The sequence below is a fragment of the Oceanobacillus sp. FSL K6-0127 genome (genome assembly GCF_037983385.1).
Taxonomy (GTDB): Bacteria; Bacillota; Bacilli; order Bacillales; family Amphibacillaceae; genus Oceanobacillus; species Oceanobacillus profundus.
In genome coordinates this window covers 555,111-571,727 of the sequence record NZ_CP150287.1, presented here as the reverse complement: position 1 = coordinate 571,727, position 16,617 = coordinate 555,111, and the positions used below count along the sequence as shown (strand labels likewise).

The following is a 16,617-nucleotide window of genomic DNA, read 5'->3' as shown; positions in this document are numbered from 1 at the left end:
GGTGAAGTCAACATCGACTCTAGGTAAAAGGATGGCCGATTAAAATCAGGCTACGCCTAACATCGGCATACCCCTAAAGGGGCATGTTTCCTTTATCTCCTACGGATCAGTCCGTACGTCGCTAACCGGGCGCTTGCGCTTTTGTTTCCTAATCATGTATTTCCAGTAATTCATCTCCAAAGAGCTTCCTAGCTTCATCCACTAGTGGGTCTCCTTGTTCTTCATCTTTAGGCTTATCTTGTTTGCTTATATATTCCGTACGGAGCTGTGTCCAATCATTATCTGGAATTGGGATAATCGTTAATTGCTTATCCATCACACTCGTAAGTACGGATTCAACTGTCTCCCGATTATCCAAAAATAAGGAGCAGTGGATTTCATATTTAAATGCGACAACGAGTGAATCTGCGGATGCAGCTGCAGGTTTACTATCCTGTATCGTTGCATGTGCAGGTGCATTCACTTGCTTTAGCTTACTTAAAAAGTTGGCCCATTGTGATTGTACTTGCTTTAATGCAGGCTTTTCTGCTTTTCCAAGCACATCACGAATTCGCTCAAACGGGATTTTATAGCTATTTTTCGATCCTCTCGCAGGCTGCCTTCTCTTCTCAGATGCAGCTGGTGCTTGAACAGGCTGTGCAGGCTGCTGCTTCAGATTGGTAAGCTCTTTTTCCAATTGTGACATTTTGCTCATCAGTTTTGTTACTGCTTCTGAATCAACATCAGCTGTCGCCTGCTCCCGGGCATGATAACGATTGGTAATCGTGAGTACCGCTATTTCGATAAATACCTTTGGACTATTCGTCCACTTGATCTCTTGTTGGCACTGATTCAGTTGGATAATTGCATCCTGAATCCATGAGGTTGATACAGAATCAGAAAGCGCAAGGAAGTTATCATCCACTCTTGCTCTCTCCAACAATCCTTCTAGCGATGGAGCACTTTTGAAAAGCAATAGATCACGCATAAAATAAATCAGATCATATACAAATCGTCCAGGATCTTTCCCCCGTTGGATCAAATCATCCAATAGCTGTAACGCCTGTTCCACATCTTTTTCATGCATGGCCTTTACGATATCGGTGAGCACTTTCTGGGAAACACCACCAGTAACAGCCAACACATCATCGAGTTCTACCTGGTCCTCACTATAGGAAATTGCTTGATCCAGAATACTTAACGCATCACGCATTCCACCTTCTGCTGCTAATGCAACAGTATCCAATGCCTCTTTCGAAACAGAAATATTCTCTGCTTCCATAATCGTTTGCATACGATCTACAATTGCCTGATTGGATATCGGTTTAAAATCGAATCGCTGACACCTAGAAATGATCGTTAATGGAATTTTATGTGGCTCGGTCGTTGCCAAAATAAAGACGACATGTTTTGGTGGTTCTTCTAACGTTTTTAGTAATGCGTTGAATGCATTAATTGAAATCATGTGTACCTCATCAATGATGTACACTTTATATGGTACTGCGCTTGAAGCATACTTTACCTTGTCTCGGATTTCACGAATATCATCGACACTCGTATTGGATGCAGCATCAATTTCAATAACATCTGAAATCGAGCCATCCAAAATGCCACGACATGCATCACATTCATTACATGGTTCTTTGACTGGTGCATGCTCACAGTTAATTGTTTGGGCAAAAATCTTGGCAGCACTTGTTTTCCCTGTTCCTCTTGGCCCAGAGAATAAATAAGCATGCGAAAATTTATCTTGTACAATCGCATTCTGCAGTGTTCTCGTAATATGTGTTTGTCCTACGACATCCTCAAAAGTTCTTGGACGCCAAACGCGATATAAAGCTTGATAGCTCATAATACAGATTCCCCTCTATGATCTATTTCTAATTATACCCGATTTTAGGGGTGAATGTGAACCAAAACAGGGTTAAATATATTTTTTGTAACATTCATCTGGAGTTACTATCACATTTCGTTATAGGTGGAGAAGATTTGTTTGTTCTATGGGACTAAGAAACCAGGATGGCATATCATCAGCCACCCTGGTTTTTATAATTTTAAACAGATGCCGGATTCGTTGCTTTTTCCGAAAGCCATGTTTCAAATGTATAGGACATCTCCCAAAATGCGAGCTCATATTCTTTCGCAAGAATAAACTGCTCTTTGATTTTCTCTTTTTCTGTTTCACTTGCCTTTTCCGCTAATCCATCGAGCAGGTCAATCATTTCCTGTGTGGACTCTTGGAACCACTCACTACCATACGTGTTCAGCCAATTTTGGTAAATTTCTTCTTTCGGTTTTGCGTCCTTGTAAGTCAAACCAATATCAGCATATAACCAGTAACATGGTAGCATTGCAGCTACAATTTGAGCTAAACTTCCGGACAACGATGCACGGTACAAATGCGATGTATAAGCATAGGCAGTTGGTGCAGGTTTAAAATTCTCAATTTCTGCATTGGTAATCTTTAAAATCCCTGCATGCTCCTTATGCACTGTTAGCTCTGCTTCTGCTGTTTTCTTTGCTTTTTCTGCCAGCTTAGCAGCAACATGAAAATCATCTGAATGTGCAGCCGCAAAAGCATGCACCTTGCCGTAATGCTTCAAATAATAGATATCCTGCAGAATATAATTTTTGAATGTTTCCAGTGGCAAATCACCACTTACAATACCCTGTACAAACGGATGATTTAGACTTAATTTCCAACTCTCTTTCGTAGCCTCTCGCAATAACTCTGAAAAACGCATAGAAAATTCCTCCCCTAATTTTGTTTAATAGCCTACTTCTACTACAGCTTCATTGGTAATATTAAAAATAAACGGCTAGTCTTCTCTTATTTTTGCAATAACATCCATCAAAACATCTCCTTTCTATAAATTTAGAATGAAGAACAAAAAAACCACCCCGAAATGGAGTGGTTTTATATACAGTTACAGAATTATGTATACGTCACCAGCTCCACTTCCCTACGCTGGTACTAGCCAGTTCAGGTTCAAAGGGATCAAGAAATGAATCTTATCTCAGCCAAATGGCACCCCTAGTGGATTTTTTATATTCTATTTCTATCTTATTCCATTTTTTCATAAAAGTAAAATAATTCACACGAAAAAAATCCCAACATCCAACTCTTATCCATATGGCATGCAGCTTAGAAAGATTTTTTCTAGGTGAATTTAAAAACACTCTTTCAAATGCTTTATAGCGTTTAAAAGAGTGTTTGATTGCATTATGTAGCCGTGCACCCACTTTCGATGTGACGACCCTATGCGTTACTTAAGTTCATGGCTCGGCCTAGGCTTCCCCACGGCACACAGAAAATTCCACTTACTGCTGCTTCCTTCCGGACCTGACAGGGTTCATGGGTTCCTGTTGCGTAGGACCCGGGCGTCAACACCACTCCCTTAAGGCAGACCATAAAATCGCCACACCTAGAGTGGGAATTCAGCCTCGCTATAGCGGATTGCGAGTACAGGGCACCGCTACCTCCCCACCTAGCACGGTATTTACCATTATAGCGAAATTATCGACAAAATGCAACATCAAAAGCGGATACGCCCGGTTTACGACTATTTTTTTCTTTTTCGAAGTGCTCGAAAGAAATCCGTTAGTAATGCAGCACACTCTGTTTGTAAAACACCTGCCGTTAATTCAACCTGATGATTAAAGCGAGGTTCATTCAATAAATTCATTAATGTGCCCGCACATCCTGCCTTCGGATCAGTTGCTCCATATACAACACGTTTAATTCGCGATTGGACAATAGCACCTGCACACATCGGACATGGCTCCAATGTAACGTAGAGCGTACAATCCTCTAGTCGCCAGCTTCCAATCTTTTCATTTGCCTCTTGAATGGCAACAAGCTCAGCATGGGAAAGCGTCGTTTGCGAGGATTCTCGCAAGTTATAGCCCCTTGCAATGATTTCATCGTTATATACGATAACCGCACCAATTGGAACCTCATTTAATGTTAAAGCTTTTTGGGCTTCTTCAATTGCCGCTTCCATAAATTTTACATCACTCATATTATCACAACACTTTGTTTTAAAGTTTGAATCAATCCAAAAGAGGAAATACTGTTAAGTAGTCATACCGAATAAAGGAGACTCATAAATGGATACATCATTAAATAACACTGCTGTACTATTTGTCGATATTATCAACGATTTTGACTTTGATGGCGGTGATGATTTATATCGAAATACGAAAGCAATCCTCCCGAACCTCATTAAGCTGAAGAAATTCGCCAAAGAAAAAAATCTACCTACTATTTATGTTAATGACCATTACGGATTATGGCAAGCAGACTTTCATAAAATTATTGAAAACTGTAAAAATGATAGAAGCAAGGAAATTATTGAGGCACTCGCACCAGAGGAAGATGATTACTTTCTTATTAAACCACAGCATTCTGCCTTTTTCCAGACGCCACTGCAATCTTTGCTTACAGATTTAAAACGAAGCCATCTCCTAATGGCTGGTATTGCCGGAGACATTTGCATTCTTTTTACTGCCAAGGATGCGTATATGTACCAATTTGGAATGCACGTTCCTGCAAATTGCATGGCATCCGAAGCAAAGGAGAACAATGATTATGCATTATATTTAATCCGTTCTGTAATGAAGGCAAATATCGACCCACTTTAAGTCATATAGCTGACCTCCTTCACATAAGTTGAAATGAGAAACTGTTTTGAAGGAGGAAGTTCTCTTGCAAATTCATGTTGTTACAGAAGGGGAAACATTAACTTCAATCGCTAATACATATAATACAACTGCTGTCGCCATTACGAATGCCAATGAACTAGATGCTCCAAATGATCTCGTCATCGGGCAAGCACTGGTCATCCCCATTTTTGGTCAGTTTTACTTTGTTCAACAAGGTGATAGCCTTTATTCCATTGCCAACCGATTTGGGATAACCTATCAGGAACTAGCAACGATTAATAATATTTCACCAGAGATGACACTTCCTATTGGCTTGCGGATTTACATCCCGCCTCGTGCTAAGCGCGCGATTACATCGTATGCTTATATTGAACCCTTTGGTGATACGGTTTCTGAAACCTTGGAAAATGCTGCTGCTAAAAATTCTCCTTATCTAACTTTCCTTGCATTATTTAGCTATCGAGTCAATCGCGATGGTTCATTGACTTCACCACCCATCGGGAATCTACAGGAGATTGCCGCAAACACAGATACAGCAATGGCAATGGTTGTGACAAATTTGGAAGGACCTGGGTTTAGTGATGAGCTTGGTCATATCATTTTAACCGTACAAGCGGTTCAAAATACGCTATTGGATAACATTGTGAATACAGCGCAGACACAAGGATTTACCGATATCCACTTTGACTTTGAATTTCTGCCATCTGATGATCGGGAAGCATACAACGCATTTCTGCGTAAAGCAAAGGAGCGATTTTCTCAGGAAGGCTTACTCTTATCTACTGCACTCGCGCCAAAAACAAGCGCCACTCAAACAGGGCAGTGGTATGAAGCTCACGATTACGCTGCTCATGGGGAGATAGCAGATTTTGTTGTATTAATGACTTATGAATGGGGCTATAGCTACGGTCCTCCGATGGCTGTTTCGCCAATTGATCAAGTTCGTAATGTTGTTGATTACGCCTTAACAGTTATTCCCGCAGATAAAATATTATTAGGCCAAAATTTATATGGATACGATTGGACGTTACCCTTTGTTGAAGGTGGAGAAGCTGCTCGTGCCGTAAGTCCACAGCAAGCGATTGCAATTGCCAGGGAAAATAATGCTGTCATTCAATATGACACGAGCGCACAGGCGCCATTTTTCACGTATACAGATGCAGAGGGGAATGAACACGAGGTATGGTTTGAAGATGCCAGATCAATTCAGGCAAAATTCGATATGATTCGTGAACTCGACCTACTAGGTATTGCATATTGGAAGCTAGGTCTAGCCTTTCCACAAAATTGGCTTTTACTAGACGATCAATTTACGATAACCAAACTATAATAGAATATGTACTAGATATTAATATCGCCAAGAAGATCGAAAAGACCGTCTCCATTTGATTAGAGACGGTCTTCCTATTTTTACATATTGTTAATTGTGGTTTCCTTTTCCGTTATCTAACAATAGACTCCCACTTTTAATTCTTACTTGAGCAGATTCAAAGCTTCACGATTAAAAGCTGGAATATCATCTGGCTGACGACTTGTCACAAGCTGATCCTGACAAACGACTACTTCTTTATCGACAACCTTGGCTCCTGCATACTCCATATCAACTTGAATCGATTTGTAGCCTGTTGCATCTCGGCCCTCTAACGCTTTCGCTGTAATTAACAGCTGTGGTCCATGACAAATTGCAAATACAGGTTTTTTCGCATCCATGAAACCTTTAGCAAACTTAACAAAACGATCATCCGCCCGTAAAATATCTGGTGAAAAGCCACCAGGGATGAATAATGCATCAAAATCATCGACATTTACATCCTCGATACCATGGTCAATCGTTAACGTAGTTTCCTTGTTTTTCCCTGTTACTTTATTGCCCTTTTCTTTTTCAATCGTGATTACTTCATGCCCAGCTTCTTTAAAAGCCTCTGCTGGTTCTGTATATTCCACATCCTCAAACATATCGGTAATGACGGTTGCTATTTTTTTACCCATTGCTCATCCGCTCCTTATGATTTGATTCATAAAGAGTCTTCCCTTTGTAAGGAAAATAAAACATCACCGATCCATGCCCATTAATGCTCGCAATTCCTCTTCATTCGAAATTAGATCTTGAACCGTATATTCATCAAGCACCTTAAAAAAAGCATGCAAGGCTTTATTCAATGCGTGTTTTAAGGTACATGCTGGGGTAATCACACAATGATTTGTTCCCTTATCAAAGCATTCAAGTAAATTAAAATCACTTTCGAGGCTCCGAACAAGTAAACCTACGTTGATTTCCGATGCAGGCTTTGCCAGTCGGATACCACCATTTCTCCCTCTAATCGTTTCAAGTAAGCCCATTTTGTTCAATTCAAAGACAATTTTTCCTAAATGATGCTGCGAGATGTTAAAAACCTCTGAGATTTCCTTAATACTAGCAAGCTCATCATTCGGTTTTGTACCTGTATAAATTAAAACGCGCAATGCGTAATCCGTATACTTCTTTAATTGCATGAATGAATCACCTCGTTTACTTCTTCACAATATTGTAACACAAAACCCGTTTTCACTATTGATACAGTGCAAATAAAACATCTATAATTAAACATGTATTAGAAATACATCTTTTAAAAAACTGTAGGGAGTGCTTTGAAATGACAACAGAAACAGCTACTGGATTAGATCAAAAAACAAGAGACATAATAAAAGCTACTGTACCAGTTTTAGAGGAACACGGGACTGCAATAACAAAACGATTTTATCAAATGATGTTTGAAAACCACCCAGAATTAAAGAATATTTTTAACCAAACAAATCAACGAAAAGGTGACCAACCTAAAGCGCTTGCGAATACGGTTTATGCAGCTGCTGTCCATATCGACAATTTAGAAGCTATCTTACCCGTTGTAAAGCAAATTGCCCAAAAACACCGCAGCTTAAATATTAAGCCAGAGCATTATCCAATTGTTGGAGAGAATTTATTACTAGCAATTAAAGACGTGTTAGGAGATGCAGCAACAGACGAAATTATCGATGCTTGGGCAAAAGCATATGGTGTGATTGCAGATGTATTTATTTCTGTTGAAGCCGAAATGTATACTGAAGTAAAAGCAACAACTGGTGGATGGATAGACTATCGTAACTTTAAAGTAATCAAAAAAGAAGTCGAAAGTGATGTTATTACATCGTTCTATCTGCAGCCAGAAGATGGAGAAGCATTCCCTTCCTATCAACCCGGTCAGTATATTACCGTAAAGGCTGTCATTGACGGAGAAAACTATAACCATTTACGTCAATATAGCTTATCCTGTGCTCCTGGAGGGGAATTTTACCGAATTAGTGTAAAGCGTGAGGATGCTTTCGAAGACCAGCCCAAGGGAGTTGTATCAAGTTTCCTACATGAACATATTAATGAAGGAGACATCCTACCAATCAGTGCACCAGCTGGGGATTTCTTTTTAGATGCAGAAGACACTAGACCACTCGTCCTAATGAGTGGCGGAGTGGGATTAACACCTATGATTAGCATGCTTGAAACAGCAATTAAGGAGCAGCCTGAACGTGAGGTTATTTATATTCACGCTGCAAAATCAAGTAAATTCCATGCAATGAAAGAGCGTGTCAAAGAAATCGCTGGGCAAAATAACCATGTGAAAAGTTATACCGTGTATGACAGCCCTAGTGAAGGAGATTCTTTTGATAAAGCAGGTAGAATTGATTATGATTGGTTATCATCCATACTTCCAACAAACGATGCCGCATTTTATTTCTGTGGACCGAAGGGATTTATGCGTGCGATGTATCAACACTTGAAAGCATATCAAGTGAATGACACAGATATTCATTTTGAAATCTTTGGACCGTCCGAGGATATCACCAGGTAAATAGCATTTATAAGGACAGCCGTTCCAGGCTGTCTTTTTTTCTACGCTTGTTTGGCAGCACCTTTTCACAAAAAACTACGCACGATAGAGCACATTAGCGAATGCTCCAATTCGTTGCAGCCCTCGATAAATTTGCGCTGGCATGATATACCGTCTAGGATTAAGATTTGTGGATTGCTTTATCTTCGTTGTTGCAAGATCGACCTTCCCGTCATTTCCAAAGTAAAAAGCTTGCCAGACAAATTTAGAGCAATAGTTTTGTTGGAGATTTCGAAGATTCCTCGTATACTGATAAGCATTTACCTGTTCTTTATGCTGCTTTGCCCACCTTGCAGCATTTCTAGCTTCCTCCTTATTCGGATGTCGTAATATCGTCAGCTTCTCGCCCTTTTTATGCCTGCTTAAATAAATAGGCATACTATCTCCATGCCCATAGCTCGGCCATCTGTTTACATGATAAATTCGAAAATCCTCGCCAATAATCCCAGCATGTCCGACGACAATGGAAGATAATGCTGTCTTATGTGAATAAAGCACATCTCCTGGGAGCATATGGATTGATGTTTCGGGATAAAGATGAACTGGATCGTCGGATACATACTTATCACTCATCATAAACGCCCCTATCCTATTCTCTATAACGTATAGCATAAAGAAAAACTTTGGTCCTCGCCACTAAAGCGACAACCAAAGCTTTTTGATTTTACTCCTCTAATGTCGATGTATCTCCTGTTGGAAGGCCCAGCTCCCAAGATTTCAACAGACGACGCATAATTTTACCGCTTCGCGTTTTAGGAATGCTATCGCGAATTTCGATTTCTCTTGGTGCAGCATGTGCACTAAGACCTGTTTTAACAAATTGACGAATTTCTTCTAATAATTCATCCGATTTTTCATATCCTTCATTCAAGGAAATAAATGCTTTAATAATTTCTCCCCGTTCTGGATGCGGTTTTCCAATGACTCCCGCTTCAGCAACAGCTGGGTGTTCAATTAATTTGCTCTCAACCTCAAATGGGCCGACCCGCTCACCAGATGTATTAATGACATCATCCAGGCGTCCTTGGAACCAGAAATAACCATCCTCATCACGATATGCACTATCACCAGAGACATACCAGCCATTAATAAAATAGCTTTCATATTTACCAGGATTATTCCAAATTTGCCGCATCATCGACGGCCAACCCTCTTTAATTGCTAAATTCCCCATCTGATTTGGAGGTAGTTCATTTCCTTCATTATCAACAATCGATGCTACAATACCAGGAATTGGTTTCCCCATCGAACCTGGGCGAATTTCCAATGCAGGTAGATTTACAATGAGCTGTGCACCTGTTTCGGTCATCCACCATGTATCATGGATGCGTAGATTAAATGCTTTTAATCCCCATGTAACAACCTCTGGGTTCAATGGCTCCCCAACACTCATGATATGACGTAATTCTAAAAGATCATATTTCTTTAATGCCTCTTCACCGTGACTGACAAGCATCCGCAATGCTGTTGGAGCGGTATACCATACCGTTACCTTATTTTTCTCCAGGGTTTCATACCAGTCATCTGGCGTAAAACGTCCACCACGAATCACGTTTGTCACACCATGCAACCAAGGTGCAAAGATACCGTAGCTTGTTCCAGTTACCCAGCCTGGGTCCGCAGTACACCAATATACATCATCTTCTTTCAGATCGAGTACCCATTCACCTGTAGCGTAATGCTGAATCATAGCATTGTGCACATGATAAACGCCCTTAGGCTTTCCAGTAGATCCCGATGTATAGTGGAGCAGCATACCATCTTCTAAATCAACCCATTCGATATCAAATGCTTCAGAGGCCCCGGCCATTTCAGTATGATAATCAATATACGTATGAGCTACCCCTGCTTCCCCAACAAGAATTACTGTTTCTAATTGTGGTAATTCATCTTGTGGAACTCTCTCAATTAGCTCTGGGGTCGTAATCAGTACACTTGCTTCACTATCCTGCAGGCGATCTCGGACAGCTTGCTCCATAAATGCCTCGAATAAGGGTCCAGCAATCGCGCCAGTTTTTAATATCCCAAAGAATGCTGCATAAAATTCTGGACTTCGTGGCATAAAGAGAAATACACGGTCCCCTTTGTTTACTTGATGCTTCTTTAGTACATTTGCAAACTTATTACTCTGTTTACTTAAATCTGAAAACGTAAGCTGCTCCTCACGGTCTGGAGCAGAATATAATAAAGCTACCTTATCTTTTTTAGCAGGATTCTCTGCATGGCGATCCAATGCTTCATATGCGATATTTACCTTTCCAGTCTCGTTCCAGGCAAAATGCTTGTTTACATCATCCCATTTGAAGTTTTCTCTTACTTTTTGATAATCTTTTAAATTATAGTTCTCACTTCTTGCTGGTATTACTTGCATATCCATCCAATCACCTCATCCTTCTTTGTAATCGATTTCATTATTTCTTAAATAATTAATTGAAAATAATTGAAACATTCGGTAACTAATATATAGTTTAGAACATTTTGTGACGATTTTAAAGTAATTCATCTCAATTACTATTATTCAAAATATTATTTAAATTTGGATATATCTTTAAGCCCAAAGAAAATCACGTTGTTTGCAACTAATAGCAATCCAACGTGATCATCATTAACATTCTTATTTTAATTTAAGCCTTTGCAGCCTTTTCTTCCTTACGTCTTTCCTTTTCAGAAATAATAAAAGCACATGCTGCATCCCCTGTAATATTTAAAGACGTACGTAACATATCAAGGATACGGTCAATACCGATAATCAATGCAATACCTTCCACAGGTAAACCTACTTGACCTAATACCATCGCCAGCATAATCATACCGACACCAGGTACACCTGCTGTCCCAATACTTGCTAATGTTGCTGTTAGGACAACTAGAAGCAAATCTGTTGGACTTAACGGAAGTGCATATACTTGGGAAATGAACACGGTAGCTACAGCTTGCATAATCGCTGTTCCATCCATATTGATTGTTGCACCTAATGGTTGAACAAAGCTACTAATCTCTTTTTTTACGCCAAGATTTTCTTGCGCAGCTTTCATAGAAATCGGTAACGTAGCATTCGAGCTGGATGTACTAAATGCAACGGACATCGCTGGGAAGAATCCTTTATAGAATTTAAACGGATTCGCTTTTCCAAGCCACCAAATGGCTAGACTGTAGACAACCGCTCCATGAATGAACAAACCAAGCACAACCGTAATCATATACATTGCCATGGAACCAATTGCATCTAACCCTGCATCACCAATCGCAGAGGCAATTAGTGCAAATGCTCCATATGGCGCAGCTTTCATAACCAACATAACTAACCAATTCAAAATTTCATTTGCTTGCTCAAATAAACGATGAATTCCTGCTGTTTTTTCACCAAGAAAAGCTAACGCAACTCCTATGAAAATAGCAAATGCTATGATTTGCAGCATATCACCAGTAGCCATTGATGCGATTGGATTTTCTGGAATGATATTAATAATCGTTTCCATAATTGGTGGTGCTTCAGCTGATTCATATGATTGATCTGTATTGAATACACCTTCTTTTCCGGGTTGGAGGATATATCCAAGTCCAAGACCAATAGAAATGGCCATTGCTGTTGTAATTAGGAAAAAACTAACCGTATACGTACCGATTTTTCCTAACTTTGCTGGATCACCTAACCCAACTGTTCCTAGCGTAATAGAAACAAATACAAGTGGAACAACAAGCATCATAATTAAATTAATAAAAATTTGACCAACGGGGGCTAATAAATAAGTATCTAGCATTGAAAACGCCTTATCAGGAACAAAGGTTAAACCGATACCGACAATTACCCCTAATATGAGGGCAATCATAATTTTTTTTGTTAAGCTCATATAAATGTCCTCTCTGTTATTAGATTTTTTTATTTTGACTGTATGCTGGACGTTTGAACAGAATGCGGAAGAGAAATTACTTTGAGATGCAATATTTGGCAGTGGCGGCCCCGGCAGGATTCGAACCTGCGACACACGGTTTAGGAAACCGATGCTCTATCCCCTGAGCTACGGAGCCTAAAATTTTTAGGACAAGATAAAATACATTATACAAAATTTTTGTCGAATTGGAAAGCGGCATTATTTTCACATGGAAGATAGCCATATTCTATGGTAAAATAAATTCTGTCTATGAAAGCAATGAATGGAGGAAATAATAATGGCTGAAGTGCCTTTCATTGCAATTGAAGGACCGATTGGCATTGGTAAAACATCGCTCGCTAAAAAACTATCCAATCACTTTAATTATCACTTGTTAAAAGAAATTGTGGAGGAAAATCCTTTTCTTGGCAAATTTTACGATGATATCGATGAGTGGAGTTTTCAAACCGAGATGTTTTTTTTATGCAATCGATTCAAGCAATTGGAAGATATCGATAAGAAATATCTTAGAGCAAACAAAGCTGTAATAGCTGATTATCATATATCAAAAAACATGATTTTTGCAAAACGTACATTGCAAGAGGATAAATTGGAGAAATATGAAAAAATATACCAAATCCTAACAACCGATATGCCCACTCCAAATATGCTCATCTATTTAAATGCTAGTCTCGATACAATTTTGGATCGAATCAGAAGGCGCGGCAGAAATATTGAGCAAAATATAAAAGCTTCTTATCTTGCACAGCTAAGAAACGATTACGAGGACTATATGAATGCTTTTGAACAATTACATCCTGACATTCCCGTCATCCGAATAAATGGCGATACGACCGATTTTGTTCAGTATCAAAAGGATTTAGATTGCATTATTGAAAAAGTAACGAACCATTTGCATTTGCGGGTGGAATGAAAATGAAGGGGAACCAATAATGAACTTAAGAGAAAAATACCATATTCCAAACGACAGTGTGATTACAATTGCAGGTACGGTTGGAGTTGGTAAATCAACCATGACAAGAGCCTTAGCACAGGCTTTAGAATTTAAAACATCTTTTGAAAAGGTGGACACAAATCCGTATCTAGAAAAATTTTATGATGACTTCGAACGATGGAGCTTCCATCTGCAGGTCTACTTCCTGGCAGAACGCTTTAAAGAGCAAAAGAAAATTTTCGAATATGGCGGCGGCTTTGTCCAGGACCGTTCCATTTATGAGGATACTGGAATTTTTGCCAAAATGCATTTTGATAAAGGTACTATGTCACCAACTGATTATGAAACCTATACCAATTTATTTGATGCAATGGTAATGACACCATATTTCCCGCATCCAGACCTACTCATATACTTGGAAGGCTCCTTTGACGAGATTATAAGCAGGATCCAAGAACGCGGTCGGGATATGGAAAAGAGTACGCCAATTAGCTACTGGGAGGAAATGTATAATCGCTATACGAATTGGATTGATAACTTTAATGCATGTCCAATTTTGCGTATTAACATTTCGGACTATGACTTAATGCAGGAAGAAACCCCAATCGAACAAATTTTAGAAAAGGTTGGACGCTCACTTCAGCATTCCAGACGATATACACGAAGAGAATTAGCGAGATAATAAAAAAGGATGACCATAACGGTGCATCCTTTTTTAATCTGCTTTTCTTACATTCGTCCGGAAAGGGTAAAGCAAAAAATGAATCAGAATGAGAATAAGCGAGATTCCGATTAGCCATCCCAAGGGGAGGTTTAGAAATGCCCCGATAATAATTAATGCTGGCGCAATCATCAAGGCTAGAAAACTATTACTTGCGCCTGAATCATAATAATTTTCTTTTCCACAATGTGGACAACTCATTTTAATTCGAAACAGATTCCTTAATGTTGTTAAATAACTCCATTGTTTCTTACAATATGCACATGCTGGTGTCTCCATCTATTTCACTTCCTTTACTTTTCACCTAATTGAATTGACCGATCACGTGCTTGTCGGATACATGAAAAAATCATTTCTTCAAAGTTATGACGATCTAAATCGGCAATACCAGCCTCTGTTGTTCCTCCTGGACTTGTAATGTTTTTCCGCAGCACTGCTGGTGTTTCACCAGATTGCTTTAGCATGTTTCCAGCACCAATGACCGTTTGGGTAATAAGATCCTTAGCAGTTTGCCTGTCGAGGCCAAATTCCATTGCAGCTTTTTCCATCGCTTCTACAAAATAATAAATAAAGGCTGGACCACTGCCAGAAACAGCTGTAATCGCATGCATATCCTTTTCATCGACAAGCTTCGTCATACCTACAGTTTGAAATAATTGATCCGTTTGTAAGAGATGCTCCGTTTCGACATATTTCCCTGCCGAAAGTGCTGTCGCAGAATGTCCAATGAGAGCGGATGTGTTTGGCATTGTACGTACAACTGGAATTTGTATGTCCAGAAGTTGCTCCATTTTTTCAGTCGATAAACCAGCAATGGTCGAAATAATTAATTGCTTTTCATTCAAATAAGGTTTTATCGACGCAATCGATTCCACTGCATCCTTTGGCTTACTAGCCAAAATAATAATATCAGCATTCCTGAAGACTTTTTCTTTATCTGAAGAGCATTGAACGTGATAGCAATTTTCAATGTATATTAGTCGTTCTCGATTACTTTTATTGGTTACATATATATTTTCTTTTGCTACAACTTCGGATTTAATAATACCAGATAGGATCGCCTCTGCGAGGGATCCAGCTCCTAAAAATGCAATTCTTTTATCCATGTGACAACCTCCTAAGAAATTAAAAAAACTGATTCTGCATCCTTAACAAAGGACGGAATCAGTTTCCGCGGTACCACCTAATTTGGCAATCATGCCCATCTCTAAATTGATAACACAGTTTCCTGCGGTTAGTTTATCGCTAACGACTCCTAGGTAGGTTCATACACGCTATTTCGCAGGGATCTTCCAGCTTATAAATCCCTTTCTCTTTCCGATAGTCATTGTATTACTGGCCTATTCTCCGTCTCAAATCATTTAATTGCTATGACTATAAGCTCTTATCTTTATTTTGTCAAGAAATTATCTGAATGACACCGTATTTGATATAATAAGTTTATCAATAAAGGTGAAAGGAATCAAAGCATGAATCAATTACAGCAATTAAAACAGGTCCGTAATGAACTTACACGCTTCATGATAACTTATAAATTTGGTCTAGATGAAATGAATACAAAATTGAATATACTAAAAGAGGAGTTTCAACATATACATTCTTATAATCCTATTGAACATATCAAATCACGAATAAAATCTCCAGAAAGCATTCTCAAAAAAGTGTATCGTAAAAATTTAGATATATCGATGGATGCAATTCGCGAAAATATTAAAGATATTGTGGGAATTCGTATCGTATGTTCCTTTATTTCCGATATTTATAAGGTAAGTGAAATGATTCAAAACCAACAGGATATTACGGTTATAGAAGTAAAAGACTATATAAAACATCCTAAATCGAATGGATATAAAAGCCTCCATCTTATTTTATCGATTCCAGTATTTATGTCAGATCGAACCGAACAGGTTTATATCGAAGTTCAAATCCGCTCGGTTGCCATGGATTTCTGGGCAAGCTTAGAGCATAAAATCTACTATAAATATAATGGGGAAGTTCCCCAGCAGTTAATCATGGAATTAACGGAAGCAGCAAATGTAGCAAATAAACTGGATTCTAAAATGGAGAAACTAAATAATGAAGTGAACAATATCAAAAGCCAAGCAGCAGAGAATGAAGATATTCATTTTTTACAATTAAATGAGGAGGATAAGGTTCATCTCCCATTAAACTTCTTACAATCCTTCCTTGATAGGGAAAAGTAATATGAAAAAACCGCTGAAAAACAGCGGTTTTCTTTATCTCCAATTATTATACTTTTGATTTCAAATGGAGGAGGTAGAGGGATTCGAACCCCCGCGCGGTTTGACCCGCCTGTCGGTTTTCAAGACCGATCCCTTCAGCCAGACTTGGGTATACCTCCATAACGATTAGAAAACTGAGCATTCTTTAAAGGGATTCTTAGAAGGCGTTCTTTGCTTTCTAAGAAAAACTTATACTGGAATGCAAGCTTTTGTTGCTTATACAAATAAAAAAGTTCTATACTTGCTTATTTGCCAAGAAATAATATATCATGCTCAAAAA

General features: G+C 38.9%; 16 protein-coding genes, 2 tRNA genes, 1 other RNA gene and 1 riboswitch. Of the genes, 6 read left to right on the top strand and 13 right to left on the bottom strand.

The features are described from left to right. Positions 1 to 148 precede the first annotated feature (148 nt). The 4 genes from dnaX to tadA all read right to left on the bottom strand — a co-directional run bounded on the left by dnaX (position 149) and on the right by tadA (position 4,001). Positions 149 to 1,831: a DNA polymerase III subunit gamma/tau gene (gene dnaX / locus MHH64_RS02680; protein ID WP_340002654.1), complete on the bottom strand. Its 1,683-nt coding sequence runs from the start codon at positions 1,829 to 1,831 to the stop codon at positions 149 to 151. A 202-nt stretch (positions 1,832 to 2,033) separates the two neighbouring features. Next, positions 2,034 to 2,723: a thiaminase II gene (gene tenA, locus MHH64_RS02675; protein ID WP_095313946.1), complete on the bottom strand. Its 690-nt coding sequence runs from the start codon at positions 2,721 to 2,723 to the stop codon at positions 2,034 to 2,036. 199 nt (positions 2,724 to 2,922) lie between these two features. Beyond that, positions 2,923 to 3,025, bottom strand: a riboswitch (TPP riboswitch). 185 nt (positions 3,026 to 3,210) lie between these two features. Continuing rightward, positions 3,211 to 3,476, bottom strand: an RNA gene (gene ffs / locus MHH64_RS02670) — signal recognition particle sRNA large type. A 66-nt stretch (positions 3,477 to 3,542) separates the two neighbouring features. Continuing rightward, positions 3,543 to 4,001, bottom strand: a complete 459-nt coding sequence (gene tadA / locus MHH64_RS02665) for a tRNA adenosine(34) deaminase TadA (protein ID WP_303450009.1) — start codon at positions 3,999 to 4,001, stop codon at positions 3,543 to 3,545. Positions 4,002 to 4,089: 88 nt separating this feature from the next. On the opposite strand from tadA, the gene MHH64_RS02660 reads away from it, so the two are divergent. Together MHH64_RS02660 and MHH64_RS02655 are read left to right on the top strand one after the other, a co-directional pair. Next, positions 4,090 to 4,623 carry an isochorismatase family cysteine hydrolase gene (locus tag MHH64_RS02660; protein WP_095313949.1) on the top strand — a complete coding sequence of 178 codons (534 nt, stop codon included), beginning with the start codon at positions 4,090 to 4,092 and terminating at the stop codon, positions 4,621 to 4,623. A 64-nt stretch (positions 4,624 to 4,687) separates the two neighbouring features. Further along, on the top strand, positions 4,688 to 5,974 hold the full coding sequence (locus tag MHH64_RS02655) for a glycoside hydrolase family 18 protein (protein ID WP_340002653.1): 1,287 nt from the start codon (positions 4,688 to 4,690) through the stop codon (positions 5,972 to 5,974). A 143-nt stretch (positions 5,975 to 6,117) separates the two neighbouring features. On the opposite strand, the gene MHH64_RS02650 is transcribed toward MHH64_RS02655, so the two are convergent. Together MHH64_RS02650 and MHH64_RS02645 are read right to left on the bottom strand one after the other, a co-directional pair. After that, complete coding sequence (locus tag MHH64_RS02650) at positions 6,118 to 6,633, bottom strand: type 1 glutamine amidotransferase domain-containing protein (RefSeq protein ID WP_095313953.1); 516 nt, start codon at positions 6,631 to 6,633, stop codon at positions 6,118 to 6,120. Positions 6,634 to 6,696: 63 nt separating this feature from the next. Beyond that, positions 6,697 to 7,137, bottom strand: coding sequence for an Rrf2 family transcriptional regulator (locus tag MHH64_RS02645; protein WP_095313955.1), 441 nt, complete (start codon positions 7,135 to 7,137; stop codon positions 6,697 to 6,699). A gap of 140 nt (positions 7,138 to 7,277) precedes the next feature. Between MHH64_RS02645 and hmpA the strand changes: the two genes are divergently transcribed. Further along, complete coding sequence (gene hmpA / locus MHH64_RS02640) at positions 7,278 to 8,507, top strand: NO-inducible flavohemoprotein (RefSeq protein WP_095313957.1); 1,230 nt, start codon at positions 7,278 to 7,280, stop codon at positions 8,505 to 8,507. A 75-nt stretch (positions 8,508 to 8,582) separates the two neighbouring features. On the opposite strand, the gene MHH64_RS02635 is transcribed toward hmpA, so the two are convergent. The 4 genes from MHH64_RS02635 to MHH64_RS02620 all read right to left on the bottom strand — a co-directional run bounded on the left by MHH64_RS02635 (position 8,583) and on the right by MHH64_RS02620 (position 12,575). Further along, positions 8,583 to 9,119 carry a hypothetical protein gene (locus MHH64_RS02635; protein WP_118889302.1) on the bottom strand — a complete coding sequence of 179 codons (537 nt, stop codon included), beginning with the start codon at positions 9,117 to 9,119 and terminating at the stop codon, positions 8,583 to 8,585. A 91-nt stretch (positions 9,120 to 9,210) separates the two neighbouring features. Further along, the gene (gene acsA, locus MHH64_RS02630; protein ID WP_340002652.1) at positions 9,211 to 10,923 is read right to left on the bottom strand and encodes an acetate--CoA ligase; all 1,713 of its coding nucleotides are present in this window, start codon (positions 10,921 to 10,923) and stop codon (positions 9,211 to 9,213) included. Between the two features lie 247 nt (positions 10,924 to 11,170). Then, a complete protein-coding gene (locus MHH64_RS02625; protein WP_340002651.1) occupies positions 11,171 to 12,397 on the bottom strand; it encodes a dicarboxylate/amino acid:cation symporter in 1,227 nt (408 codons plus the stop codon). A gap of 102 nt (positions 12,398 to 12,499) precedes the next feature. Continuing rightward, positions 12,500 to 12,575: transfer RNA gene (locus MHH64_RS02620), tRNA-Arg, on the bottom strand. A 141-nt stretch (positions 12,576 to 12,716) separates the two neighbouring features. On the opposite strand from MHH64_RS02620, the gene MHH64_RS02615 reads away from it, so the two are divergent. Then, entirely contained in the window at positions 12,717 to 13,352 is a 636-nt protein-coding gene (locus MHH64_RS02615; protein WP_095313963.1) for a deoxynucleoside kinase, read from the top strand. A gap of 19 nt (positions 13,353 to 13,371) precedes the next feature. Next, complete coding sequence (locus tag MHH64_RS02610) at positions 13,372 to 14,055, top strand: deoxynucleoside kinase (protein ID WP_095313965.1); 684 nt, start codon at positions 13,372 to 13,374, stop codon at positions 14,053 to 14,055. A 33-nt stretch (positions 14,056 to 14,088) separates the two neighbouring features. Here MHH64_RS02610 and MHH64_RS02605 read toward each other — a convergent pair whose 3' ends face one another. Both MHH64_RS02605 and proC read right to left on the bottom strand, forming a co-directional pair. Beyond that, a complete protein-coding gene (locus tag MHH64_RS02605; protein WP_118889303.1) occupies positions 14,089 to 14,373 on the bottom strand; it encodes a TIGR04104 family putative zinc finger protein in 285 nt (94 codons plus the stop codon). 14 nt (positions 14,374 to 14,387) lie between these two features. Continuing rightward, on the bottom strand, positions 14,388 to 15,200 hold the full coding sequence (gene proC, locus MHH64_RS02600) for a pyrroline-5-carboxylate reductase (protein WP_095313969.1): 813 nt from the start codon (positions 15,198 to 15,200) through the stop codon (positions 14,388 to 14,390). A gap of 363 nt (positions 15,201 to 15,563) precedes the next feature. Between proC and MHH64_RS02595 the strand changes: the two genes are divergently transcribed. Then, positions 15,564 to 16,298 carry a GTP pyrophosphokinase family protein gene (locus MHH64_RS02595; RefSeq protein ID WP_340002650.1) on the top strand — a complete coding sequence of 245 codons (735 nt, stop codon included), beginning with the start codon at positions 15,564 to 15,566 and terminating at the stop codon, positions 16,296 to 16,298. 65 nt (positions 16,299 to 16,363) lie between these two features. On the opposite strand, the gene MHH64_RS02590 is transcribed toward MHH64_RS02595, so the two are convergent. Continuing rightward, positions 16,364 to 16,456 (bottom strand) — tRNA-Ser (locus tag MHH64_RS02590). Positions 16,457 to 16,617 lie beyond the last annotated feature (161 nt).